At 42.8% G+C, this 23872-nt stretch carries 22 protein-coding genes; 9 read left to right on the top strand and 13 right to left on the bottom strand.

Features of this window, described 5'->3' with window-relative positions:
- Together G586_RS0120310 and G586_RS0120305 are read right to left on the bottom strand one after the other, a co-directional pair.
- On the bottom strand, positions 1–977 hold a 977-nt coding region (locus G586_RS0120310; protein WP_026529172.1), incomplete at its 3' end, for a hypothetical protein.
- A 274-nt stretch (positions 978–1251) separates the two neighbouring features.
- Complete coding sequence (locus G586_RS0120305) at positions 1252–2484, bottom strand: dicarboxylate/amino acid:cation symporter (RefSeq protein WP_026529171.1); 1233 nt, start codon at positions 2482–2484, stop codon at positions 1252–1254.
- Positions 2485–3342: 858 nt separating this feature from the next.
- Here G586_RS0120305 and G586_RS0120300 point away from each other — a divergent pair.
- From G586_RS0120300 to G586_RS0120265, 8 genes are all read left to right on the top strand, one after another.
- Positions 3343–4299 (top strand): MBL fold metallo-hydrolase, encoded by a 957-nt coding sequence (locus G586_RS0120300; RefSeq protein ID WP_026529170.1) that lies wholly within the window; start codon positions 3343–3345, stop codon positions 4297–4299.
- Positions 4300–4603: 304 nt separating this feature from the next.
- Positions 4604–5914, top strand: coding sequence for an ABC transporter substrate-binding protein (locus tag G586_RS0120295; protein ID WP_026529169.1), 1311 nt, complete (start codon positions 4604–4606; stop codon positions 5912–5914).
- Positions 5915–6035: 121 nt separating this feature from the next.
- On the top strand, positions 6036–6908 hold the full coding sequence (locus tag G586_RS0120290) for a carbohydrate ABC transporter permease (protein WP_026529168.1): 873 nt from the start codon (positions 6036–6038) through the stop codon (positions 6906–6908).
- 104 nt (positions 6909–7012) lie between these two features.
- A complete protein-coding gene (locus G586_RS0120285) occupies positions 7013–7723 on the top strand; it encodes a carbohydrate ABC transporter permease (RefSeq protein WP_242832074.1) in 711 nt (236 codons plus the stop codon).
- A gap of 17 nt (positions 7724–7740) precedes the next feature.
- Entirely contained in the window at positions 7741–9600 is a 1860-nt protein-coding gene (locus G586_RS0120280) for a sensor histidine kinase (protein WP_026529166.1), read from the top strand.
- Complete coding sequence (locus G586_RS0120275; RefSeq protein ID WP_026529165.1) at positions 9588–10334, top strand: response regulator transcription factor; 747 nt, start codon at positions 9588–9590, stop codon at positions 10332–10334. The genes G586_RS0120280 and G586_RS0120275 overlap by 13 nt, the downstream gene beginning before the upstream one ends.
- Complete coding sequence (locus tag G586_RS0120270) at positions 10331–11329, top strand: alpha/beta hydrolase (RefSeq protein ID WP_026529164.1); 999 nt, start codon at positions 10331–10333, stop codon at positions 11327–11329. Before G586_RS0120275 ends, G586_RS0120270 begins: the two co-directional genes overlap by 4 nt.
- A gap of 42 nt (positions 11330–11371) precedes the next feature.
- The gene (locus G586_RS0120265) at positions 11372–12967 is read left to right on the top strand and encodes an ADP-ribosylglycohydrolase family protein (RefSeq protein WP_026529163.1); all 1596 of its coding nucleotides are present in this window, start codon (positions 11372–11374) and stop codon (positions 12965–12967) included.
- Here G586_RS0120265 and G586_RS0120260 read toward each other — a convergent pair.
- From G586_RS0120260 to G586_RS24240, 8 genes are all read right to left on the bottom strand, one after another.
- The gene (locus tag G586_RS0120260) at positions 12954–13829 is read right to left on the bottom strand and encodes a sensor histidine kinase (RefSeq protein WP_026529162.1); all 876 of its coding nucleotides are present in this window, start codon (positions 13827–13829) and stop codon (positions 12954–12956) included. The two genes, G586_RS0120265 and G586_RS0120260, sit on opposite strands and share 14 nt — an antisense overlap.
- Before the next feature lie 14 nt (positions 13830–13843).
- The gene (locus G586_RS0120255; RefSeq protein ID WP_155834311.1) at positions 13844–15127 is read right to left on the bottom strand and encodes an erythromycin esterase family protein; all 1284 of its coding nucleotides are present in this window, start codon (positions 15125–15127) and stop codon (positions 13844–13846) included.
- 18 nt (positions 15128–15145) lie between these two features.
- Positions 15146–15889: an ABC transporter permease gene (locus G586_RS0120250; protein ID WP_026529160.1), complete on the bottom strand. Its 744-nt coding sequence runs from the start codon at positions 15887–15889 to the stop codon at positions 15146–15148.
- An 18-nt stretch (positions 15890–15907) separates the two neighbouring features.
- Positions 15908–16675, bottom strand: a complete 768-nt coding sequence (locus G586_RS0120245) for a hypothetical protein (protein ID WP_026529159.1) — start codon at positions 16673–16675, stop codon at positions 15908–15910.
- Positions 16653–17582, bottom strand: a complete 930-nt coding sequence (locus tag G586_RS0120240; protein ID WP_026529158.1) for an ATP-binding cassette domain-containing protein — start codon at positions 17580–17582, stop codon at positions 16653–16655. The genes G586_RS0120245 and G586_RS0120240 overlap by 23 nt, the downstream gene beginning before the upstream one ends.
- Before the next feature lie 146 nt (positions 17583–17728).
- Positions 17729–18415: a response regulator transcription factor gene (locus G586_RS0120235; protein ID WP_026529157.1), complete on the bottom strand. Its 687-nt coding sequence runs from the start codon at positions 18413–18415 to the stop codon at positions 17729–17731.
- Positions 18412–18666 carry a hypothetical protein gene (locus G586_RS0120230; protein ID WP_026529156.1) on the bottom strand — a complete coding sequence of 85 codons (255 nt, stop codon included), beginning with the start codon at positions 18664–18666 and terminating at the stop codon, positions 18412–18414. Before G586_RS0120230 ends, G586_RS0120235 begins: the two co-directional genes overlap by 4 nt.
- A 21-nt stretch (positions 18667–18687) precedes the next feature.
- Positions 18688–19707, bottom strand: coding sequence for a DMT family transporter (locus G586_RS24240; protein WP_051204978.1), 1020 nt, complete (start codon positions 19705–19707; stop codon positions 18688–18690).
- Positions 19708–19946: 239 nt separating this feature from the next.
- On the opposite strand from G586_RS24240, the gene G586_RS0120220 reads away from it, so the two are divergent.
- Positions 19947–20255: a hypothetical protein gene (locus G586_RS0120220; RefSeq protein ID WP_026529155.1), complete on the top strand. Its 309-nt coding sequence runs from the start codon at positions 19947–19949 to the stop codon at positions 20253–20255.
- 77 nt (positions 20256–20332) lie between these two features.
- Here the strand turns inward: G586_RS0120220 and deoD are convergent, their stop codons facing one another.
- The 3 genes from deoD to G586_RS26765 form a co-directional block, all read right to left on the bottom strand.
- A complete protein-coding gene (deoD, locus tag G586_RS0120215) occupies positions 20333–21040 on the bottom strand; it encodes a purine-nucleoside phosphorylase (RefSeq protein WP_026529154.1) in 708 nt (235 codons plus the stop codon).
- A gap of 198 nt (positions 21041–21238) precedes the next feature.
- The gene (locus G586_RS0120210; protein ID WP_026529153.1) at positions 21239–22993 is read right to left on the bottom strand and encodes a glycoside hydrolase family 13 protein; all 1755 of its coding nucleotides are present in this window, start codon (positions 22991–22993) and stop codon (positions 21239–21241) included.
- Between the two features lie 387 nt (positions 22994–23380).
- A complete protein-coding gene (locus G586_RS26765; RefSeq protein WP_026529152.1) occupies positions 23381–23650 on the bottom strand; it encodes a hypothetical protein in 270 nt (89 codons plus the stop codon).
- Positions 23651–23872 lie beyond the last annotated feature (222 nt).

Below are 23872 nucleotides of genomic sequence, written 5' to 3'. Positions count from 1 at the left end.
ACTCCATTTAGTGATAATATTTCAGATTTCTGGGTATAATCACCAGTTACATGTAGTTTTGATCTATCTTTAGTTCCTACCGGTCCTACTGCAGTCAGATCACCATTGAAATTAACTTCCTTATCTGTGTCTATTACCATTTTATTTATGACTGTATTGGCACCGGCTGTAATATCAACATCACTGCATATAACGGCATTCAAATTTGCAGGAACATCCAGCTCTTTATTATTTTCATTATCCATATAAAGAGCACCTATGCTTGTATCAGATTTTAATGACAAAATCTGTTTTTGATTTCCCGTAAGATATAGCTTATCAAAAAAAGTTCCGCCATCCTTAACAGTGCTATGAGTAACGTTTCCGCCTATTCTCCATTTAGCTACATTCCACTGTACGGAGTTTGTAGAATTATAAAGATAATCTCCATCAATACTTACTGTCGTAGTGTTATTAGTATTGTAGATTCTTCCACTATTGATTACAGAAAAGTTTCCACCAATCTCTACTTCTGCATCTATTCCATTCGGTGCAAATGTTTCGGATTGCTGAGTATAATTACCATTAACAATAAGTTTCCCTTCATCCTCGATAGTCACCGGAATTGTAGCAGTAACGTTTCCGTTTACAGTCGCGGTTGCTCCATTTTTGATTACTACTTCCGTATAAAAAACACTATTTCTGAAAACATCTGCGCCAATTGTAGAATCTTCTGTTACAGTATATGGGGTTCGCTCTACAGCCTTAACCGTAGTTGCTTTACCGGGAAACATGATAAAAACAAACAATGCAAGCATCATAAGCAGCATTGCTCTAAATGCGTAAAATCCACGCGGTACACTATTCAGTTTTCCATTTTGTTTTGTGATTTTTTCGTTAAGACACAAATCTTCTTCATTTTTCTGACACCCTGCAGTTGCATTCAGATCTGCCGAAACTGCATAAGATGCCCGTACAAGTAGCTTCTTTGAACTCATACTATAACCTCCCATACTCAACAAAAACATTTCTGACATCCTTTAAAGAATTAAAGAACCTCACTTAAAATCGTACTCTTTATTCGAACTGATGTCAATTAATAATCCGCTATTTACAAAAGAATTTGCCGATTATTATTTTTTGATTTTATAAAAAAAATAATGACATAGAAAAGACCTTTTCAATAACATAAAAGGATCCCTGTCATCAGCATTATTGCCGATAATAGGAATCCTTTTAAAACATTCAAAATGTATGATTAGCTCAACACTTTCAAGCAGCTATTTTTTTTTCCTTTTTTAACCAGTTCTTGCCCTCTGTGAATCTGGAAACGATGAACGATACAACGTAATCTCCTGCGGCGTTGACCATTGTTGCAGGGGGATCAATGAGTTCGCCTATTGCAAGGGCTATAGGGAAGGCTACTGCTATCTGGCCGGGGAAGAAAATCGAGCAAAGGGCCAGCTCTCCTGTCCCACCGCCTCCGGGTATGCCGCTCATTGCAACGGATGAGAATACAGCTATGATTATTGCCAGAATAGCATTTCCGGAATTGAACGGCATTCCGAACATTCCGAAAAGGAAGGCAACTTTTATGATAGCTCCCATTGCACTGCCATCCATGTGCATCGTTGCACCCATGGGTATTACAATCTGGCTTACTTCCTTGGAAATACCTGTGCTTTCAGCTTCTTCAAGATTGGTCGGAATTGTTGCAACTGATGAACATGTACCGAATGAAACTGCAGCGGGCTTGAAGATGTGCTTAAGCATTACACTGATAGCGCCCTTTCCGCCACCAAAGCGGGCATAGATTGGGAAAAATACTACCATATACGCGATGCTGACAACATAGTAAACTATGATAGCTCTAGCATAATTTGTCATGAAATCCTGTCCGTGGGTCGCTACAAGACTTGCGAAAAATCCGAAGAAACCTATCGGTGCGTAGTAGGTTATGATCTTTACGGTTTTTAATATGCACTCGGTGAGATCCTTTAAAAGAGCCGCAGTTTTTGTCTTAGGACCGCCGTTAAGCTGCACTCCGAAACCAAAGAGGATTGCTGCAATAATGAGCGGAAGAATCGCTCTGCGGCTTAAAAGCTCGGTAAAATCAGGCTTTGTGAAGAAGTTTACAAGAAGTTCGGCGATGCCAGGTGCTTCCGGATCAGTAACCACTTCGTATTCAGGACTCATTGTGAAAATCGGGAAAAAGCGAACAACGGCATACATGATAACACTTGCTATGCCAGCTGTACAAAAGAAGGTAATCACTGTTGTAGACAGGAGTTTGCCTGCTCTTTTCACTCCCGGCATGTTTGCAATAGCAGATGCTATTGAACAGAAAACCATGGGAACAACTACGCAGAACATCAAATTGATGAAAACGGTTCCCAGAGGTTCCAGAACTGTTGCGCCGGGCCACACTGCACCTGTGATACAGCCCGCGACAACGCCGGTGAGCATAGTTAACATGAACCAGTAGTTTTTCAGAAATGTCTTCATACTCTCTCCTCCATACTATTCTTTTTTCATACCTTGCCAGACATAGCATTTTGATGCGCGGTTTTTAGGAATTAGCTACGCGCGGATACTATGATAGATTGTTAAGAATATTATACCGCAGGTTGGGTTTAGTGTGATAGAAAAACTGAGTAAGTGGGGGTCTGGTCAAGATTTCCTGGTATTTTTGCTTGCTAAGAATGTTAAAAAACGGCAAAAATGGTGTTCGGATTTCTAAAAGGCAACAAATCAAGCTGATAGTATGTTGGTTGTTGCTTGTCAGAAGTGTTAGTAACAAGAATTGTTATTGTCGAGGGATAGCATGGCAACAAATTGTTCGAGACATCAAAGATTTGTTGTCCCTAAAAAATTCCGTGACAACAAATTGTCCTGTAAACATGATAATTATTGTCCCCCAAAATATCCGAGGCAACAAATACTGATTAAGGCCTGACAATTGTTGACCTAAAGAATTATTGAGTCAACAAACAATGGGAAAGACCCTGATTTTGTTGCTTTTCATACAACAAACTTACTAAAATAGCGCGGATTTGTTGCCTTACAAGCTTTTCTTTTGTTTTTTCACACAAATTTAATCGGAATTCAATTAAGGATATACAGATGTCGCGGCTTTTTCTATAATTAATATACTTATGTAAACGCATATAGTCTCTGCGTACTCCAAAAAGTCTAATTTCATAGATGTTCAATCAGAAATCCGCTCTTGCTGCGGGTTTCGTGAGAAAATGAATGAGTAAGTTAATAGGTTCAGCAGCGTAGTCATACAGAAATGGCCTATTTGCAAGCATTTATACGTAGGTTATTGCAGAATTTATTCAATTTAGGAGTTGATTAGATTTTATGAATCATAAACTAATTCTTTTAGTGATAGTTGTAGCTATAATAGCGTTGGCATTGCTGGCCGGGTGTAGTAATTCGGGCAATATTAAGAATAATGCTGGACAAGCAGATAACACCGGTGGAAATAATGCCGGTAGTGCAGATAACGCAGGCAAGAACGAATCAGCTGATAATGCCGGAGATTCTGATGCTCTCTCTCCTCTGGTGGTGACGATTCTGAAGGTTGGGAAGGCTGATGCGATAATCTGTGAAACGGATGGTCATGCGATGGTTATTGATGCGGGCGAGGATGATGACGGCGAGGAGGTTGTGAATTTCCTGAAAAGTCGCGGTATTTCAAGTCTGGATGCTCTTGTCATTACGCATTTTGATAAGGATCATGTTGGCGGAGCGGATACGCTCATTGATGAGATTCCTGCAGACAGAGTGCTTCTTCCGGATTATGTGGGAACACATCCTGAATATGAGGAATTTATGGATTCTCTTAGTGATGCTAAGGTAACTCCGGAGATGGTGGTGGAAAGGCAGACTTTTGAATTAGGCGGTGCAGAGGTAACCATTGATCCGCCTTCTTCATATGAAATACCTGATAGCGATGATGAATATGACAACAACTTCTCTCTCATCACAACTATAGTTCATGGGAGCAAGAAGCTCTTCTTCGCTGGTGACATTGAAAAGGAGCGCATCAGAGAACTGGTAGAAAATGATCAGCTTGAGGATGTGGACTTTTTGAAGGTGCCACATCATGGTGTTTATGAAGCAGAGCTTGAAGAGCTCTTCAGCATTACCTCTCCGGAATATGCTGTTATCTGCTCCTCAAAGAAGAATCCCGCTGATAGCAAGACGCTTGAGCTTCTGGAAAAGTATGGGATAAGCTACACAGAAACACGCCACGGAGACGTAACGATAACAAGCGATGGACAAAAGCTTAGCTTTTATCAGGATACGGATTGACCCATAAAGTTATATCTACAATAACAGGTGATGGCTATGAGCTTAGTTATTTTCAAAATGCAGATTGAACCAAATATTATGTCTACATATTATTAGTATTTGCTTTGAACTTAGCTATTTTCTGAATACAGTTGCTTAATCTAATTTTCAAGGCAACCATATATTTGTGCTCATATCATCAAATGCTAAAATTGACACATTTGTGAATAAAAACGCACTATAAGACAAAGTAGGCATTGGCGATAATAGAATCAACAGGGACCTGCATTCTAATAATTCTGTTTCTTTAAAAGGAGAAGTGTTCATGAAAAGGGGTATATCAAAAGTTTTAGCTATCGCCATGTGTCCTATCATGTTGGCAGGGTGTTCATCACCGGCACCGGAGGAGAAAACTACAGTAACTTTCCAGACTTGGAATCCTGCTGATTCAGGGCCGGACAGTCCGATCTATAAGATCATTGATCAGTTTGAAAAAGAAAATCCCGATATTGATGTTGAATATGTTTATGTAGGATCAAGCTCTCATCAGGATCAGCTCAGAGTAAAGCTTATGGGCGGTGAAGGACCTGATGTTTACGGAATCAGCTCCGGAGCTTCATTCGATGCCTTCCGCGATTTTGAGGAAGACCTCACTCCTTATTGCAAGACCACATGGGGTGACAATTTTAAGGATAGATTTCTTGAATCCTGCTTAAGTAATGTTGACGATGCGGATGGCACGATTTACGGTCTTCCGCTTGGTCAGACATACGCCGGATATCTTTGGGCAGACGTAAATATGATGAAAGAATACGGCTGCGATATTCCTACGAATTATACAGAAATGCTTGAGGTTTCAAAGAAGCTTCGTGAGCAGGGTCAGTTCCCTCTCGCACTTGGAGCAATGGATTCCTGGCTCAACCTTGATATGTGGATGTCCATCGCTGCAGATTGCGACAAAGACGCAATGTACGATGCTATCGCAGGAAAAGCATCATTTGAAACAGAGCCGATCATTGAATCCTTCAAGATCTGGCAGGACAGCTTTAATAACGGAATCTTCCAGGATAGCGCTATCAGCATGACTCTTTACAATGAAGTTAACGACATGTTCCAGCGCGAGGGAAGCATCCCCATGTTTGCTAACGGTTCATGGGCTATGAACATGTACACCCTTAGCGATGAAGAGACAAAGAAGACCTTCAACAGCGACGGTGCAGATCACGATATTTTCCTGATCGACTGGAATGATGATGGAAAAATTGCACCTGTTACTGCTTCTGTAGACGTTATACTTTGCATGAATCCTGAGTCCAAGGTTAAGGAAGCTGCATTCCGTTGGATGAGCTACCTTGTAGATGAAGGTCAGGATATGCTTGTTAATCAGTACCTCGAGTATATGCCCTCTCGCAGTGATATGAAGCTCAATGTAACAGGCCTCAGCGAGGATGGACAGCAGAATCTCGACTATATTATTGAAAATGGTAAAAACAATGTTGCAGGTACTCGCGGAATTGAGTACGCAGAACTCAGCAACGCAGTATGTGATGCACTTGAAGCACTTGCTTTAGGCGATATCACTCCTGAAGAAGCTGCACAGAAAGTACAGCAGACATCAGAAACTATCTCACGCTAACGAATAATATCAGGTGCTATGGAGAATGTCGAAAAGGCATTCTCTATACTACCACTGGCTCTGACTGCAATCTATATCTTTGCGGAAAAGATGCCAGTCATAAAGAAGGGAGGATCTTCAGATGCGCAAGAAGCATTTGTCGAATTATCTATACATCGCTCCCATGCTGATATTATTCGCTGCATTTATAATCTATCCGATCGTTTATAACGTTAGAATAAGTTTTTTTGAATGGAATGGTATCAGCAGGGAAATGAAGCTGATAGGTTTTCAGAATTACGCTGAACTTGTAAAGGATCCGATCTTTGTCCGCATTTTGATCAATTTTCTTGTATTCTCTTTTTCCACAATAATTATTCAGGGAATACTGGGTATGTTCTTCGCGAGCCTTATGCGAGGCGGATTAAAACTGTCCGGCCTTTACAGAACTCTCATCTACCTACCTATAGTGGCTACACCCACAATCGTTGGTTCAGTATTTTCAAAAATTCTGGAAACTAATAAAGGTTACCTGAACGAGATGCTAAGAGGTGCTCACCTTGATAGCGCTGCTCTTCCGTGGCTTGCCACACCGGGGCTTGCGCTCATGTGGGTCATCATTGTAAATATCTGGCAATGGACCGGATACAGTATGCTTGTATATTACACCGGAATGCTCAACATCCCCACCGAGGTATACGAAGCAGCTGATATCGACGGTGCAAGCCCGCTCCAGCGTTTCTTTCTTGTAACCTTCCCAATGCTAAGAAGCACTCACTACACCGTGTTTATCATGGGTATGATAGGTTCGCTGAAAACCTTTGATATTCCGTATGTACTGACAGGTGGCGGTCCGAATCACGCCACGGAGTTTTTCTCAACATATATAAACACTCTGTCCTTCGAGTCCTTCAATCAGGGAAAAGCATCAGCTGTCGTAGTACTTATGCTACTGATTGCGATGGTTATCACCGCTATTCAGCTGCGAATATATTATAAACAGGAAAAGGAGTGAGTGTGCCAATGATAAAAAAACCGAAGCCTAAACGCACAAGATATCTTTGGATACACATTCTTTGCATAATTGCCTGTATAATATTTATGTATCCATTGATCATAATGATGAAAAAGTCAGTAGCCGTCAATGGTTTTGATAACTACGCCATAGTCTTCAATTCTATGACGCTCTACAAAAATTTCTTTAACAGCTGTTTGATAGTGGGAAGCGTTCTGCTGGTAGTTTTTATAATTCTATCCTTAACGGCATTTGCATTTTCCAAGTTGGAATTTCCGGGGAAGCATGTTCTTTACTATGTTCTTCTCATGGGAATGATGATGCCGACAGCAGCTTTGGTCTTTCCGGTTTTCGTAACAGTTAAGCAGTTTGGCCTTCTTGGAAGCCGCTTTTCAGTGGTTCTTCCATACGCAGCACTGGCCTGTTGCTTTAATCTGATGATGTTAAAAAATTACTTTGATACGCTTCCGGATGCATTGATGGAAGCCACATACATGGACGGTGGAAGCAATTTAAAATCATTTATCTATGTCATGCTTCCACTGGCAAAGCCCGGAATAGCATTTACTCTGATTCAGACGTTTTTGCTTTCCTGGAATGAATTGCAGCTTGCCATGACCTTTATTACGGACAAGGCAAAGCTTCCGCTCTCGGTGGTGCCCATCTACTTTTCAGCAAAGACAGGCTCAGCGCAGTTTCCGGTGCAGGTAATATTTGCAGCACTTATCATATGTCTTGCGCCGATTGCGATCTTCTATGTGTTTGCATCCAGATTCATGGTAGAAGGCATGACAAGCGGAGCGGTTAAAGGATAATCCCCGGGGAGGATTTAATGGGCAGCGGAGAAAAACGCGAAAGTATAAGCAGGAAGCTGGTTTTCAGCATCAGCGTAATACTGTGTGTTTTGTATATTCTGATCTTTGTGGCGATCAGTTGTGTTAACTACGCTCTTTCGATACGAAGTGAGAAGCAAAATAACAAAACCTACTTATGCAACACTCTGCTGTCTATTGATGACAAGATTAAGGATATGAGCCGCGTTTCGCTGATGACCATGGCCGATGACAGGATTTTGGATATCATCTCCGAGTCATCTAAGATGGACACCGCAGAAAAACTAGAAGCGGAGCGTTATCTTATAACCTTCTACAACTCCCTGTCGATCATAAGAAATGATATCGGCGGTATTTACATCATGGATAATGAAGACATGATCTTCCACTATGATGAGACAAATTCCGCGCCAAAGCGCGATACAGGCGTTTCCATACTGGATCAGATTGATGCCATGGAGCAGGAAACGATGCTCGTGGACAACTGCCGTATCATTATTGACCGTCAGCCCCCGTTTATGCGATTCCACGGGGAATATGTTACAAATCCATACTTTTACAATTGCTTATGGATGGTACGCGATATTTACAGCTTTTCTCCTCATAAAAAGGTTGGTGAGATCATTTTAACCTCGCCGGTGGACAAGCTTAATTACATCTGTGCAAGTACAATCTCCCCGGACAGCTTCTATCTTCTCACCACTCAGAACGGTAAGGTTATCTGCAGTAAAAATGCGGATGAGCTTTTGCTTAATTCGAACTCAATTATTGGCTCAAAGCTTCCTGACAATGGCAGTGGACGGGTGAAATACTCAGGAAAAACTTATTATGCCACAAGTCTGACATCGACAGACAGCGGTCTTAGGCTTATCGTTGGTAGAACAATGAATTCAATTTTCAAAGAAATCTTCCGAATGATGCCTATCTACTTCCTGTTTTGCATTATCACTCTTCTCTCTGCGATTTTTATCACAGCAGGGCTTGTACGCAAAGTTATAAATCCTGTTACCGAGCTTGCTGATATCATGGGTGGCTTCAACTCAGAAACACTGAGCAAGAGACTTCCGGTTGTATCAGGTGATGAAACGGGACGACTCATCTCCGGATATAACGCGATGCTCGACACCATCCAGAATCAGATCGAGCGCGAATATCAGGACCAGGTGCGGCTCCGCGATACACAGATGCGCGAGCAGAAAATGACAATGCTTTACCTAAAGAGCCAGATAAATCCGCATTTTTTGTACAATACACTTGATACAATACGAATAAGTGCCCAGATGAACGATGATCCGCAGGTAGCGGATATGCTGATGCGACTAGTGTCCTTCTTCCGTCTGAGCATGCGGTTTAACGAATCCATCGTAACTTTGGATCATGAACTTGATCTTATTGAAAACTACCTGGCGCTCATGCATTTTCGCTATACTGAGATTGAAAGCAGCATTGACTGTGAGCCGGGTCTTGAAGATATTGAACTTCCGAATTTCATTTTGCAGCCTGTGGTTGAAAACAGCATCCTGCACGGTTTACGTGACAAGGGCTACAAGGGCAAAATCGAGATTAATGCACGGACCGTTTCCGATGATCATGTTGAGCTGACTGTTTCCGATAACGGAATAGGCATGACCGCTGATGAAAAGCGGCAGATCACTGCTCTTCTCAACAACGATATCAAGGAAAAGGATCACCACAGCAGTATCGGTCTTCAGAACGTGCAGAACAGGCTGCGATTTTTCTACGATGAGACCTGCGGACTTGAATATCTTGATAATCCGCAGGGCGGCGTTACCGCAAAGATAACCATACTGAAGCACATTTCCGAGGAAGGAGCTGAGATGTATTCATGCGAAACCTGAAGGTACTACTTGCAGATGATGAGCAGACAATCAGGGAGGGCTTTAAGCATTTATTTGACTGGGAAAAACATGGCTGCAGCATTATTGGCGAAGCCAGTGACGGCCAGGAAGCCCTTGAAAAGATTGAGACTCTCCATCCGGACATTGTAATAATCGACATAAGCATGCCTGTTTTGACAGGTCTTGAAGTCATAGCAAAAATCAAAAAGCAGGGTCTAAAAACTGCATTTGTGATTGTGAGCGGATATGACGATTTTTCCTACTGCCAGGAGGCACTGCGCCTTCGGGTGGAAGCATATCTCCTAAAGCCGGTAAACTTCGATGAACTCTCCGATCTTGTGGACAGGCTGAAGATCAAGCTGGGCGAGATGGATATGCTTGAGGATGCTCCCGCTTCCAGCACTGACAGGAAGCTCATCCGCGATATGACTGACTACCTGAATAATCACCTTGATGAAGAAATCAGTTTGAAAATACTGGGCGAGGTTTTTTACCTGACCCCAAACTATATAAGCAGAGTGTTCCGAGATGAACTCGGAGTTAACTATCTGAGCTATCTTACCCATCTTCGCATTGAGAAAGCCAAGGAGCTTCTTGCGCGAACCGATATGGGTATCGCGGAAATTTCAGAGGCTGCAGGTTTTAACGATTACCGTGTGTTTACCAAGGTTTTCAAGCGCTATGAAAATGTTCCGCCCACGCAGTTCAGAAAATACATGAGGAATAATTCATGAACTTACTTGACGAGTGGAAAACGCTCATCCCCGAGGCCAACAAGGCCTGGGCAAGGATGTGGGATGAGCTTGATGAAATTCACGCAGAAAAAATTCCTTTATGGCCGGATAAAAATATACCAGACCGGGATTACGAGACAGGTCAGCCAGAGCCTGCGGTATCCATCTTCCCCCCTATTAAAAACAGCCGCGACTTCGTGCTGATCATCCCGGGAGGTGCTTTTCTTTTCAAATCTATCCATGAGGCCATGCCGGTTGCTACGGCGTTCTATAATAAAGGCTTTAATGTCGCTATTCTAAATTATCGTTGTCGTCCCCATAAAAATGAAATCATATGTATGGATGGTATGCGTGCTGTCCAAATTATAAGACACTACTGTAAAGCCTCAGGCTTTAGTGATGCGCGTGTTATCACGCTTGGCTTCTCGGCAGGTGGTATCTTAACTTCGCTCATAAATATGCAGGCGGAGAAGGGATATGCCGATATGAGTGAAGCTGCAGGGTGCTCCGGTGCGCAGACAAATGGAGGATACTCTGTTTTACATGATACTGTAGGGCGCTCCGGTGCACAATGTGGCATGGGGTATTCTCTGATAGACGATGAGATTAGCCGGGAAAGGATCCTTCCCGATGCTGAGATTTTTATTTACGGTGCATTCACTGACACGGGGATAGTTGATCACCCCACAAGGTGTTACAACCGGTTGTGCGGTTTTGAAGCTGATGAGGCTTTGAAAGAAGCTTCGGAATCAATTTTACTAAGGCTTCCTACTATTCTTCCGCCCGCATTTTTTGCACAGACAGATGATGACGATCCTCTGTTTATCCTGGATATGGCCAAGGCATGGAGACTCCGCGGTATTCCATGTGAGGCGCATTTGTTCAGGGGCGGTTGCCACGGAGGAGGTTTGTACGATGGCAATGATGGCGCGGAAGAAAATGTTCACGCCGCTCATTGGTTTGAGCTTTGCTGTGAGTGGATTGGTTCTTTGTGAATTATGTACTTGATAATGCAGATATTTAAGGAGGAAATTCGTATGTTGTTAAAATATGATACTTATGCAGACAAGGTTAAGGGCTGCTGGATGGGAAAGAATATCGGTGGAGTTTTTGGAGGTCCTTTTGAGGGAAAGCGCCAGTTTAATGACGTAACTTTTTATATACAGGATCTGAAAAACGGCCCGCCGGCAAATGATGATCTTGATCTTCAGATTGCATGGCTTGCGGCTGTTGAGAAATACGGAAGGGGCGTAAATGCTTCGATTCTCGGCGAATACTGGCTTAGCTACATTATCCCCAACTGGGTTGAGTATGGTCAGGGCAAGGCAAATCTTCGCGCAGGGCTTGTTCCGCCGCTCTCCGGCGCTGTCGACAACGACTACCGCAATTCAAACGGATGCTGGATACGCTCAGAGATTTGGGCATGTCTCGCTCCCGGAAATCCGGAGCTTGCTACCAGATATGCTTTCGAGGATGCAATTGTCGATCACTCCTCTGAAGGTATGCTTGCTGAGATTTTTGTGACTGCGCTTCAGTCTGCAGCTTTTGCCGAGAGTGATCCCATGAAGCTGATTGACATCGCACTCTCCTACATTCCTGAGGACTGCTTCGTTGCCAAGGCGGTGCACACTGCCCTTGATTGTAAGGAAAAGGATGTGCCTTTCAGAGAGGCTATCGGTATTATCCATGAAGTTTGTCCCGGTTCCTTCGGAGTTCAGTGCAACACCTTGGAGGAAGCCCGCGAAAGAAGTGATGCTGTCGGTTTTGATACCGTCGGCGAAGCCGGAATGGACGCTCCCGAGCATATAGGCTATATCGTGGCTGCATGGCTCTATGGAAACAATTTTGATGAGCGCATGATCCACGCAAATGAAATCGGCGAGGACACTGACTGCACCTGCGCAACTCTTGGTGCACTTATGGGTATTATTGACGGTGCTGCTAATCTTCCTGAGAAGTGGACGGCTCCTCTCGGAGACCGCATTGTTACTATGTGCATCGACAAAACATGGGATGGAATCTGGGTTCCCGCAACCTGCAGTGAACTTGCTGACAGAATTGCTAGACTGGTTCCGGGATTTCTCGGAATTGATATTGTGGACGTGCTCAATAAGGACGGCTACACGATCAAGTGTCAGGAGGATCTGCACTGCAATGATCAGAAGAAATATATCCATCGCATCAATCCTACTCTGAAGGATCACCATCTTTCAGTAAGAGAACTCAGTTCCCTTAGCAGCAATGTGATTCGTAACTGCTATCCTGCTTTTGAAGTTCTTGTTGACCTGATCGATGAGCCATTCTTTAGACCCGGCGAGGACAAAAAGATTCACGTTACTGTTAGAAACTGCTTCGAGCAGCGCCGCGAAGAATGGGCAAGAATCTCTCTTCATATGCCGGAAGGCGTGGAAGTGCTTGGTGCAAGTGAGTGTTTACTTCCTCTCAACAATCTTTGGGGCGCAAAGGCAGAGGCTGACTTTGCCTTTAATGCAGATCAGTTCAGGCATGGCAAGCTTGAATTCTTCGTTGAGGTTCAGCTTGAAGGCAGGCACTCCTACGGCGTGACGAAGGTAGTCATGATGCAAAGATGTTCAGGACTTTATAAGAGAAATTCTGAAATTAAAACCCAATAATAATAGATATTTTGCCGGACTCATAGGCTGCGTTTAGGCGCAGATCCATGCGTTCGGCAAATATTTTTACGATGGAAAGGCCAAGGCCTGTAGAATTTCTGCTACCGCTTTCCACGCTGAAAAATCTGTCAAACAACTTGTTAACATCAACAGCTTTAAGCTTTTCTGATGAATTGGTAACCCTTAAATCACCATCATCGGAAAGGCTTATTTCAAGATCGCCGTCGCTGTATTTGAGGGCATTGCTCACAAGATTGTTCATGATTCGCTCAACATAGGAGGGATAGAGGTTTCGCACTATCTTTTTCTCTGTGATCTCAATCTCAGGTTCGATGCCCTTTGCCTTCAGAGCAGGATAATAATTCATGATGCAATCTTCAAGCATTCTGTTGATGTTTACGTCCTGCTTCTCTTCTGTTATCTCACCGCCGGTGATCACTGAATACTCAAAAAGCTCCTCCGTGAGCTTCTTCATATGCTCGGTTCTGCCCTCGATGATGGAGAGATACTTCTCCATCTCCGGGGTTTTCTCCTGTCTCTGCGCAAGCTCAAGATACCCGCTGATGGCTGTCAGCGGGGTTCTAAGATCATGAGAAATATTTGTAATTGCCTTTTTTATCTCCTGGTCACCATTCTCATATTTGTTGTAGGAGTCCCTGAGACGCTCCAGGGTCTTGTTCATGGTGCTGGCAAGCTCCCTCACTCTTCTGTCTCTGCTGGAGACCCTAAGAAGCGTATTGGACCTCAATTTTGCACGCTCGGAATAATCCTCGGTCAGCTCCTTTATGGAAATCCGCATCGCGATGATTTTGAGTAACAGAAACACTATTATGAGAATGCATATGATCAACAGATATTTCATAAATTGCTCCCGGATTAGTAATGAATAGGATCGATGGGCGTTACCTCATAGAAGTAAATTACTGCATCGAAGCGCTCTGAAGGTATTGCCTTTATCCTGTGATCCTTGTAAAGATCCTGAATCTGTGCATAGCCTTCACCAATCAGACCGTTAAAAATGTAGCTGTGCGTAGCCTTGTATACACTACTATTTTCATCCGTAATCTTCGAGAAATCAAGGACATAGGTGCCGTTCTCAAAATACTGCGCCTGATATGCAAGCGGATCCTCACTGCAGTAAAAGTGGTTCGCTCTCTCATAGTTATCATCATAGGTTCCGGCTGTGTGAATATTCACCTCACCCTCATAAAACTCAGTCCCTATGCAAAAATAACTGCCATCAAAAAGATTATTTACAAAATCACCCATTGTTTCCGCATCCTTTGCAGGAAGAACTGAGGTGCCGCCCTTCATGGCATGGCCGTTGTGGGCTGTGATGATAACCTGTGAATATCCTCTTTTTTCCTCAATCTCAGAATAGGCTTTTAAGTTTTCAGCCATTCTAAGGTCCCTGTTATGGGAAAATGCGGCTGAATCCTCATCATAATTCGGAGCATCTATGTGCTGCACAACACAGGTCGCAACTCTGGAAAGCTGGCGGCTTCTATAGTCATCCGCCCGGCCAAGTCTCTCGGAGAGCTTTATGAAAAATTCGCGCTCTCCTGCGTAATCGGACTTCTCATCGGTTTTAATGGAAAGAAGCTTCTCCTTCTCTTCCTCTGTAAAGAACTCGCTGCCCTTATTGCAAAGATCCTGCATGTAATTAATTGAAGTCATGCCTCCCTGAATGTCCACACCATAGAACATAAGCGACGCTTCGTAGGGTACTGTCCCATTAAATTCCCTCATCCACTGAAGGAGGCTGACCATTTCAGGTGTGTCATAAAGTGGATAGCTCTGTTTTCTGAGAGCCTCGGTGAGATCCGAATTCTCGTCGTGGATCGCATCGTTTATCATAGCCGCTTCTCCCACTGCCATTTCAAAGCAAATGCAGCGACCATCACCTTCACTTACCACCTTTTCAAGTACATCCTTTTTTGCGAGCTGGAACTCACGATTTCCGTGGGTTGCCTCTCCTATCCCGATTGCACGTACATCCGCAGGGATTCTGAACTCTGAAAAGCTCTGGGCAACGTCCTCAATTCCTTCCATTTTTCTCTCAGGCGAAAAAGCCTTCGAGCTTCTTATTCCCACAAGTGAACAGACAAACACTGCTATCGCCACTACGCAGGTTATAAAAAACATTCTTATTCGTTTCACTTTTCATTCCTTCTTTTCTTACTGCAAATCTCTCTTATTAAGTCCTATTGTTGTAATACCGATCATCACTGCGGATACAGCTACTGAAATAACAATCTGAACGAAGGCTCCGGGCTTTACAACATCATCGGTAAGACCGGTGCATACAAGCCACTGTCCAAATGCAAAGCAGTTATAGACTATCCTTCCCACATCCTGCGCAGCGCCCTTTAAAACAAAAGCCATGAGGGCATTTCCGACCATTACACTGACATATGATGTTTCCAGGATAAGGAATGCGAAAATGCTAACGAGTGTAATTTTAATTATGCGCATAGTCACAAGCATCATTGTTGCAATGTAGCCGCAAAGCGCAAAGAACAGGACAAGGCTGCTGATCACCAGGGTTTCGGGGCTTCTTGCACCTCCAATAATTCCACCTGTTATGTAACAGAGCATCATAATTGCAAGTGCCGTGAAATGTGAGAACAGATGGCTGAAGTAAACTTCCTTCTGGGAATAACCCGATAAGATTTTGTTTCTGATAACGCCATAGCGATATTCCATGTTCGTATACAGTGGTACGAATATCGTGAAAAATGCGAGCATCGCTACGCTTACAAAGACCATTCTTCTGTCAGGTCCCATTTCTTCAAAGCGTCCTGTGAAACCCATTAGATTTGCGGTAAATGCTAATGTCACAACGAATGCAATAACGCAGCCTCCTACAAATATAGAGTTTTTCAGTATTCTTCTCATGTTAGCTTTATATAAATTGCTCATTTTTTCTCTCCAAAATTATTAACTCAGTTCTTTTTTATTAAAAACAATAAGTCCTATCACCACTGAGATTATCAGCAGTCCTCCGCAGCCTATAAGGTAGCTCGGCATATCGTAGTGTGGCTCCGATGCAAGATATGAATAAGGAATAAATCTGTCGATAAACCTATAAGCCATCAGCTTTGTGCCAGTCAGCTTGCAAAATCCCTTCGTAGGATAAAGCGCATCAAGAACAAAAGCATTAGTCACCTTTATTACAAAAGCAATCAAAAGTCCTATCACGTAACAGATCTTGCTTCCGCCAAATATCATTATCAGAGAAGTTGAAAATGCTCCGATCGTCATGCAAGCCATTGTGATAATCAGCCAGTAATCTGCGATTTCAGGAGGTGAAAATGTCATATAACCACCTGTAAAAAGCACTGAAATAACAGTTGAAATCACGCAGGCAAACATGGCATATAATGCGCCCTGCAGCATCCCTCCGATCACAGCGGATAAAAATGCATCCGTTCTTCTAACTCCGGATATGATCTTGTTTCTTATGCAGCCGTTTGAAAACTCTCTTTCAGATATATAAAGTGTTGCCGCAGTTACCAAAAATGCGGCGATATTTGCAAATATGAAGGCCACCTCTTCAGCTGCCATGGTCTGCTTAAGTGCAAAAATAAAAACTATTTTTATAAGCAGAAAATAGAATATCTGGTAGATTGCGATAACTCTGAGTGCAATGTGAAAACCGCGGCTTAACAATATATTTCTTGTATCAGCATACAGATTTCTGAACATTATCATTACCTCCAAGCAGTGATAGATAAAAGGCCTCAAGGCTCTCATCGCGCTCCTGCATATTAATGATCGTGCAGCCTACCTTTTCAAAGTCCTTCGCAACCTCTGAGAAATTCAGCTCTGCGTAGACGTCTGCAGTATTGGAATCCACTACCTTGTAGTCTATGCGCTTTTCCTCCATAACCTTTGTCAAAAGTCCCACATCGCTGACCTTCATGCGGATTGATTTGCGGCACTCTTCTCTAAGCTCTTTACTGGTCATCTGTCTTACGATATGCCCTTTGTCGATGAATCCGTAATAGGTTGCGACTCTTGCAAGCTCATCGAGAATGTGACTGGAGATAAGGAAGGTAATTCCCTTTTCTTTGTTAAGCTTTAAGATGAGCTCTCTTACCTCGATGATTCCCTGAGGATCAAGGCCGTTTATAGGCTCGTCAAGCACGATAAAATCAGGGTTTCCGCAAAGAGCCACTCCTATTCCGAGGCGCTGACGCATTCCCAGTGAAAAATTCCTTGCCTTCTTTTTTCCCGTATCCGCAAGACCTATCATGGAAAGAAGCTCATCGACGCAGTCATAATCAGGGAGCCCCAGCATAAGGCACTGCTGAATGAGATTGTCTCTTGCTGACATGTCGAGATAAATTGCGGGAGATTCAACAACTGCGCCCATTCTCCTTCTTGCTCTTGATATATCTTTGTCATCTACGGCCTTGCCGAGAAGTTCATAAGTGCCCTGAGTAGGCTTTTGAAGGCCTGTCATAACTCGTATAAGAGTAGTTTTACCTGCTCCGTTTTTGCCGACAAATCCGTAAATTGCCCCCTTTGGGATTTCCATATTCACATCGGCAAGAGCTGCGAATTTTCCGTAATTCTTTGAAAGACCCTTTGCCTTAAAAATGTATTCCATAACTTTTTTCATTCCTTTCTTATGGTGCGGGCTGCGCATCCATAGCGAAGCGTTTTGATTTAATACGAAATTAGAATTAATTTCTCATTGAATTAAAAATACCACTTTCTGGTCAAGAAAGTGGTATAGAAATCGTCAAGATATGGTCAAGATTCATTAAACTGAAAACCTATACCGTAAATTGCCTCTATATGGTCGATATTATCCAGTTGCTGCAGTTTTTTCCTGATGTTGCTGACGTGCTGTTTTAATGATCTCTCGGTGCAGTCAGGCGTATCTTCACTTATTCTGTCGAGAATCGTGTTCCTGCCGAGGGGCCTTCCGGAATTAAGCATGAGTATGTTCAGAATCGCAGCTTCCGTCCTTGTCAGATTCGTTTCTTTGTCACCAATGGTCACGGATAGAAGCCCTGTGTCCAGCGTGATATTGCCGGCCCTGACTATCTCATCGCTCTCTGGCTCTTCTCCGCTTTTTGCTGCCTGAGCAAGCCTTAAATGGGCCTCTATTCTCGCTAAAAGCTCTGAAATCGCAAAGGGCTTTGTCATGTAGTCGCAGGCACCTTTTTTCAAAAGCTCTATCTTAGTGTCAAGGTCAGATCTGGCGCTAAGAACAATCGTCACGATTCCGTCAAGCTTTGAGATGAGCTCCTCTCCTGAGAGGCCTGGTAGCATAAGATCGAGGAGAACAAGGTCAGGCTTTGATTTTTCAAGAACCATAAGGGCCTCTGTCCCCGAGTAGGCGCGCGTTACGCCATAGCTCTCAAGCTCCAGCGCTTCCTGAACCATGTTTCCTATGTTTATATCATCTTCAACGATTAAAATGTTGTAACTCATATCTGATTGTTTTCCTCTTTTTGATTATGTGTGGACGTATCTTTCCCGGTAGCCATAAAAATCAGGATGCCGCCTATGGCTGCAATAGCAGCTCCTATGAGCAGGATTGTTTTTATCGGAAGATACAGCGCCGAGAGCAGCGGAGAAACTGTCGAAATGAAGCTGTAAACCACCATGAAAAGCACAAAGGTTACGATAAATCCTTTGTCGAATATTTTATACCCAAGAATTTTTCCTTCATATTCACCCACCGCTTTCGACTAAAACTATTGCTATTTCTTTCTCTTACTTTTAGATGTATCCGAGGTTTTTTCAGTATTAACGATAATAATTCCTGCTACAACAAGTAGCAGCGCGATGAGGCCCGATAGCGAAAATGCCTCGCGATTTTCACCAAGAAACAACGCTGAAAGCAGAACTCCCATAACGGGGTTCATAAATCCAAGGATTGACACTCTGCTCACAGGGTTGTGTTTAAGCAAAATTCCCCACAGAGTATAAGCGCCTGCGGAAATAAAGCCCATATAGACGAGATTCAGCACGCAGGACAGGCTGCGGAATATAAGCATGCCGCCCATAAAGTAGCCGACTGTGAAAAGAACAGTACCTCCCAGCAGGAACTGATATCCGCTAAGGGTCACGGGATTTTCTTTTTGTGAATATATCTTGATACAGCAGGAAGACAGCGCATAAAAAACTGTAGCAAGAAGCATTGCGCCTTCACCCTGCAGAGTTATCCCGCCTGAAAAGAGGCCAGCTGCTTGCGAACTTGCTGCGGCTCCTGTTGCGTCAGCGCCTGCTCCAAATAGCGAAAATCCGCCAAGTATTATGATAATTCCTGCAAAGCCTGCCAGGCAGCCGATAAGTTTGCGAATTGTAAATTTTTCAAAGTGAAATATGTATGCTGCTACAAGGATTGCAAAGAAGCTCCCCGCAGAGTTGATAATAGCGCCTCGAACGCCTGCGATATGCGAAAGTGCCATAAAGAAAAAAAAGTACTGCCCCACCGTCTGGAATGCCGCAAGCACAGCGATGTACTTAAAGGATCCGCTCTCCGGGATCAGGACTTTTCTCGAAAGAAGTGAGCCAAATCCGATTGTCATAATACCGGCCAGAAAAAACCTTGCTCCTGCCAGCATTATTCTGGAGGCAGTATCATCAGGGCCAATTTCAAAGAGCTTATATGCGATTTTTATGGCAGGTGTCGCACTTCCCCAGAGCACACAGCAGAACAGCGCTGTAAGCAGTGTTACAGGAAACCATGCCCATATAGATTTTGTCTTATCCTTCATACCACTCCGTGTTTATAGAAACGGTGATTTCTTAGATATTTAAAGTATAATCCCTTAGAAAAATATTATAACAGTTATTATCCCCTTTTTGTTTCAATTTGAAACAATTACTTGATTTTAGATACAATAAATTGATATTATAATTTAATTGGATACAATAGCTAGTATTTATTCTATTTCAATGCAATTATATGTATTCAATCCGGCTACAACTAAGGAATTGGAGAAATAACGCATAAATGAAAACCGTAACAATCGACTTCACTAATCAGATTTTAAAAATCCAGGCAAAAAAATACGAGGACACAAAGAAATTTGAAAGCTTTGAGAAAGAATCATTAGCACAGTTTTTTCCCGAAAAGAAATTTTTGACAGATTATAACTCTTACACCTGGGATTTTGATGCTAATGTTTTCATAGTTAATCAGGATAAAAAGAAAATAAGTACTGAAACCGGAGAAATCCGTTATTATCCGGAATTGATTATTCCGATGCCTAATCTCTCAAGAAGATATAAAGACTTCATGAATATAGTTATGACAATTTAAAAGGGCGCCATAGCGCCCTTTTTATGTTGCGCATTTATGATGCGCCCTGTTCTTTTTGTAATTCATCCTTAAGGAAATTAGAGGAGAATTGCTGTCTCAAGAGCAACGCCGATCATGTCTCCGAAGCCGGTCTGGCGCTCTTCTGCAGTTAATTCCTCTTTTCTGTAAATGTGATCTGATACTGTCAGAATTGAGAGTGCATTCTTCTTAGCTACAGCTGCATTCATGTAAAGAGCTGCTGTTTCCATCTCTGCACCGAGTGTGCCATAATCCTTGTATTTCTCGTAAGCATTGCCTTCCTGATAGAATACGTCAGATGTAATTACATTTCCAACGTGATATCTTACGCCTCTCTCTTTTGCAACATTAACAGCTTTCTCAAGCATGTTGTAGTTAGCTGTGGGGCTGAAGGTTCCGGGCAGCTTATACTGTGCTGCATAATTAGAATCAGTGTGGAAGCCCATTGCGATAATGATGTCCTTAAGTTCAACATCATCCTGCATACCGCCGCAGCTTCCGATTCTGATGATATTCTCAACATCATAGAAATTGTAAAGCTCGTATGTATAGATTCCGATTGAAGGAATGCCCATTCCATGAGCCATTACAGAGATTGTTTTGCCCTTGTATTTTCCTGTAAAGCCAAGCATTCCTCTAACTTCATTGAAGCATACTGCATCTGTTAAGAAGTTCTCAGCGATGTATTTCGCTCTGAGCGGATCGCCCGGCATAAGAACTGTTTTTGCTATATCTCCCTTTTTCGCGTTATTGTGTGGTGTTGCCATTGTTTACTCCTTTCATAGACAATGATTTTTGGTAGTTATCGTCTAGAAAATCTTAGCACGATTGATTTTAGAGCCTAAGTTCACCATAATTCTTTTTTGACTCCAATATCTATTATAATTGCCTTGGCCTCCAAAACCAACCTCGTAAATCGGCTTTACAGATTTTTAAGTAATTATTCGTTCGGTACCTAAACGCGTTTATTTCTTAAGAATTAGTATTCCGTTACTCTGAAGCACCCTTCCATCCCATTTACGTGAGTATAAAACTTCTGAAAAATCATTTATATCAATTTCGACATCCGTCTCTTCGCAGTTCAGATAAACCTGAATGCTCTCGTTTTCACCGATTTTTATATAGGAAATTACTCTGTCCTTAGGTATGTCATTGGGGAAATGGAAGTTTCTGCTCTTGCAGGATTCCATGGTCTTCCTCAGGTTTATAAGCTGTTTTATCTCTGAAATCTCGGTATCCTTTTTTCCTGAATCAATCTCATCCCAGGGCATGCAGCGTCTGCAGTCAGGGTCATAGGAGCCCTCCATTGCCACCTCGGTACCGTAGTAAATGCAGGGGCTGCCGGGCATTGTGAAAAGAGCGGCAAGCTGCTGATAGAAAACATCTATATTTCCGCCGGTTTTATCGATAAGTCTGTTTGTGTCGTGTGAATCCAAGAGGTTAAACAGCACATCGTTGACCTGTGCAAAATACATGGTAAAGCAGCGATTTATGTCATATTCAAAGGTTTCGCGGCCGCGATTTTTATATACCCAAAAGTCAGCTATGGCTGTGGACAGCGGGTAGTTCATGACGGAATCGTACTCATCTCCATGGAGCCATGAGATAGAATCATGCCAGATCTCGCCAAGGAGATAAAAGTCGTCCTTGATATGGCTGGTCTGGTATCTCACAGCCTTAAGGAATGAGTGTGACACCTCATTACCTACATCAAATCTAAGGCCATCGATGTCAAAGGTCTCGATCCAGAAACGAATAATGTCCAATAAATAGTCCTGCACTTTGGGGTTACTGGTGTTGAGCTTTGGCATGTATTTTGCGAAGGCGAAGGAATAATAGCGTCCATCTCTGGTGTCCTCGTCCTTATCGACAGGCCACTTATTGATCATGTACCAGTCTGCGTACTCGGATTTTTCACCCTTTTCCAGGATATCCTGCCACATCGGATGGTCTGAGCCTGTGTGATTGAAAACTGCATCAAGCATTACCCTGATTCCAAGGGCGTGAGCCTCATCTACGAGTTTTCTCAGGTCCTCGTTGGTTCCAAAATGCGGGTCCACCTTCTTATAATCACGGGTGTTATATTTGTGATTACTGTGGGCTTCGAAAATAGGATTAAGGTAAATTCCGGTGATTCCAAGGCTTTTCAGGTAGGGAAGTCTGTCTCTGATGCCCTTGATGTCTCCGCCATAATAATCATGGAAGCCAACCTCGCCAGTCTGCCAGGGGAGCACGCCCGCAGGGTCAAGGCTGTGGTCACCATTGCAGAATCTCTCAGGAAAAATCTGATACCACACGGTATCGTTCACCCATGCAGGTGTCCTGCAAACATCAGCAGGATTCATCCAGGGCATGATGAAGTATGACAGGGTCTTGCCCTCCTGATTCATCTCTTCCTCAGTGTAGAAGCCGTCCTCAAAGAAATACATGGTCTCATCGCCGCTGTGAAGCTCGAAGTAGTACTTGCATCTCTTGTATTCAGGCTGCAGCGTCGTGGTCCACCAGATGTGATCCTTTAGGCGTTTTTTGAAATATATCTCTTCTCTCTTGCCGCTCCAACGCTCGCTTCCGCCCATGATTCCCGCGTCGTAGGGGTCTCCGTAGATGATCCAGACTTCGTCGATATCGTAGCCGGTTTTGATGTTTATGATCAGGTTGTCGTTGTCCAGTGGGTAGCAGTATTGCTCTGACATTCTATGAAAAATTGCACTCTGTAGCATTGTGGTCTCCTTTGGGGTGTTGGTTTTGGGGTTGTTGGTTTTGGGGTTGTTGGTTTTGGGGTTGTTGGTTTTGGGGTTGTTGGTTGTTGCTTTTGGGACTTGCTAATTTTACCTTTGTCTTCAGGACCTGTTGATTTTGCTTTGTCTTTGGGTTCTGTTAGCCTGACTTTTTGTTTTTAGGTTCTGTTAGGGTAACTATTATTTTTGCAGCGGAAAACGTTTTCCTTTACAGCACTATAACCTATGATGGTTATTATTGCAATACTTTATTTAAAATGTTGAATTTTAGTATTTTTGGTGTTCTTTTGGGAAAATTGAAATTTAGGAAAATGAAAATTTGGGCAGGCGGTTTTGGCTTCAGCAGTGATTTGAGGGAAATCTCTCGTTTCACTGCTTGGAAATTTGGTTCTCGGCAGTGATTTTAACAAGATTATCTTTTTCACTGCTGATTACTATTTTCTGAGCAGTGATTTCAACTATAATTCTTATTTCACTGCCGTAAATTTGATTCTCGGCAGTGATTTTAACAAGATTGTCCTTTTCACTGCTGATTTCTATTTTCTGAGCAGTGATTGAGCCAAAACTTCTAGTTTCACTGCCCGTAGCAGAATTCTGGGCATTGAGACTAGATGAATCTATGAAAAAGATAAAAATCACAAAATCATAGATATATTCAGCTACTAAATCTATGAAAGTGATAAAAATTCCAGAATCATAGACAACAACACACTCTCAATCTATGATTATCAAAAAAATATCTATTTCATAGATGTTCACATCCTCCCCTATCTATGATTCTTCTCAAATTTGTAATTTCATAGATTCAATCCCTTTTGACGTCTATGAAAATGATATTTTTTCCAATATCATAGATGTTCA

The sequence above is a fragment of the Butyrivibrio sp. VCD2006 genome (assembly GCF_000423925.1).
In the GTDB taxonomy this organism is placed as follows: domain Bacteria; phylum Bacillota; class Clostridia; order Lachnospirales; family Lachnospiraceae; genus Butyrivibrio.
Note: the sequence above shows the minus strand (reverse complement) of the source record. Positions and strands in the feature narration are given on the sequence as shown.

Excerpts from the sequence above, each read along its gene's own strand:
- G586_RS0120250 (WP_026529160.1), bottom strand. The coding sequence starts at position 15,889 with ATGAGCAATTTATATAAAGCTAACATGAGAAGAATACTGAAAAACTCT.
- G586_RS24240 (WP_051204978.1), bottom strand. The coding sequence starts at position 19,707 with ATGAAGGATAAGACAAAATCTATATGGGCATGGTTTCCTGTAACACTG.
- G586_RS0120275 (WP_026529165.1), top strand. The coding sequence starts at position 9,588 with ATGCGAAACCTGAAGGTACTACTTGCAGATGATGAGCAGACAATCAGG.
- G586_RS0120300 (WP_026529170.1), top strand. The coding sequence starts at position 3,343 with ATGAATCATAAACTAATTCTTTTAGTGATAGTTGTAGCTATAATAGCG.
- G586_RS0120265 (WP_026529163.1), top strand. The coding sequence starts at position 11,372 with ATGTTGTTAAAATATGATACTTATGCAGACAAGGTTAAGGGCTGCTGG.
- deoD (WP_026529154.1), bottom strand. The coding sequence starts at position 21,040 with ATGGCAACACCACACAATAACGCGAAAAAGGGAGATATAGCAAAAACA.
- G586_RS0120235 (WP_026529157.1), bottom strand. The coding sequence starts at position 18,415 with ATGAGTTACAACATTTTAATCGTTGAAGATGATATAAACATAGGAAAC.
- G586_RS0120290 (WP_026529168.1), top strand. The coding sequence starts at position 6,036 with ATGCGCAAGAAGCATTTGTCGAATTATCTATACATCGCTCCCATGCTG.
- G586_RS0120295 (WP_026529169.1), top strand. The coding sequence starts at position 4,604 with ATGAAAAGGGGTATATCAAAAGTTTTAGCTATCGCCATGTGTCCTATC.
- G586_RS0120210 (WP_026529153.1), bottom strand. The coding sequence starts at position 22,993 with ATGCTACAGAGTGCAATTTTTCATAGAATGTCAGAGCAATACTGCTAC.
- G586_RS0120220 (WP_026529155.1), top strand. The coding sequence starts at position 19,947 with ATGAAAACCGTAACAATCGACTTCACTAATCAGATTTTAAAAATCCAG.
- G586_RS0120240 (WP_026529158.1), bottom strand. The coding sequence starts at position 17,582 with ATGGAATACATTTTTAAGGCAAAGGGTCTTTCAAAGAATTACGGAAAA.
- G586_RS0120245 (WP_026529159.1), bottom strand. The coding sequence starts at position 16,675 with ATGTTCAGAAATCTGTATGCTGATACAAGAAATATATTGTTAAGCCGC.
- G586_RS0120260 (WP_026529162.1), bottom strand. The coding sequence starts at position 13,829 with ATGAAATATCTGTTGATCATATGCATTCTCATAATAGTGTTTCTGTTA.
- G586_RS0120280 (WP_026529166.1), top strand. The coding sequence starts at position 7,741 with ATGGGCAGCGGAGAAAAACGCGAAAGTATAAGCAGGAAGCTGGTTTTC.
- G586_RS0120285 (WP_242832074.1), top strand. The coding sequence starts at position 7,013 with ATGATGAAAAAGTCAGTAGCCGTCAATGGTTTTGATAACTACGCCATA.
- G586_RS0120305 (WP_026529171.1), bottom strand. The coding sequence starts at position 2,484 with ATGAAGACATTTCTGAAAAACTACTGGTTCATGTTAACTATGCTCACC.
- G586_RS0120270 (WP_026529164.1), top strand. The coding sequence starts at position 10,331 with ATGAACTTACTTGACGAGTGGAAAACGCTCATCCCCGAGGCCAACAAG.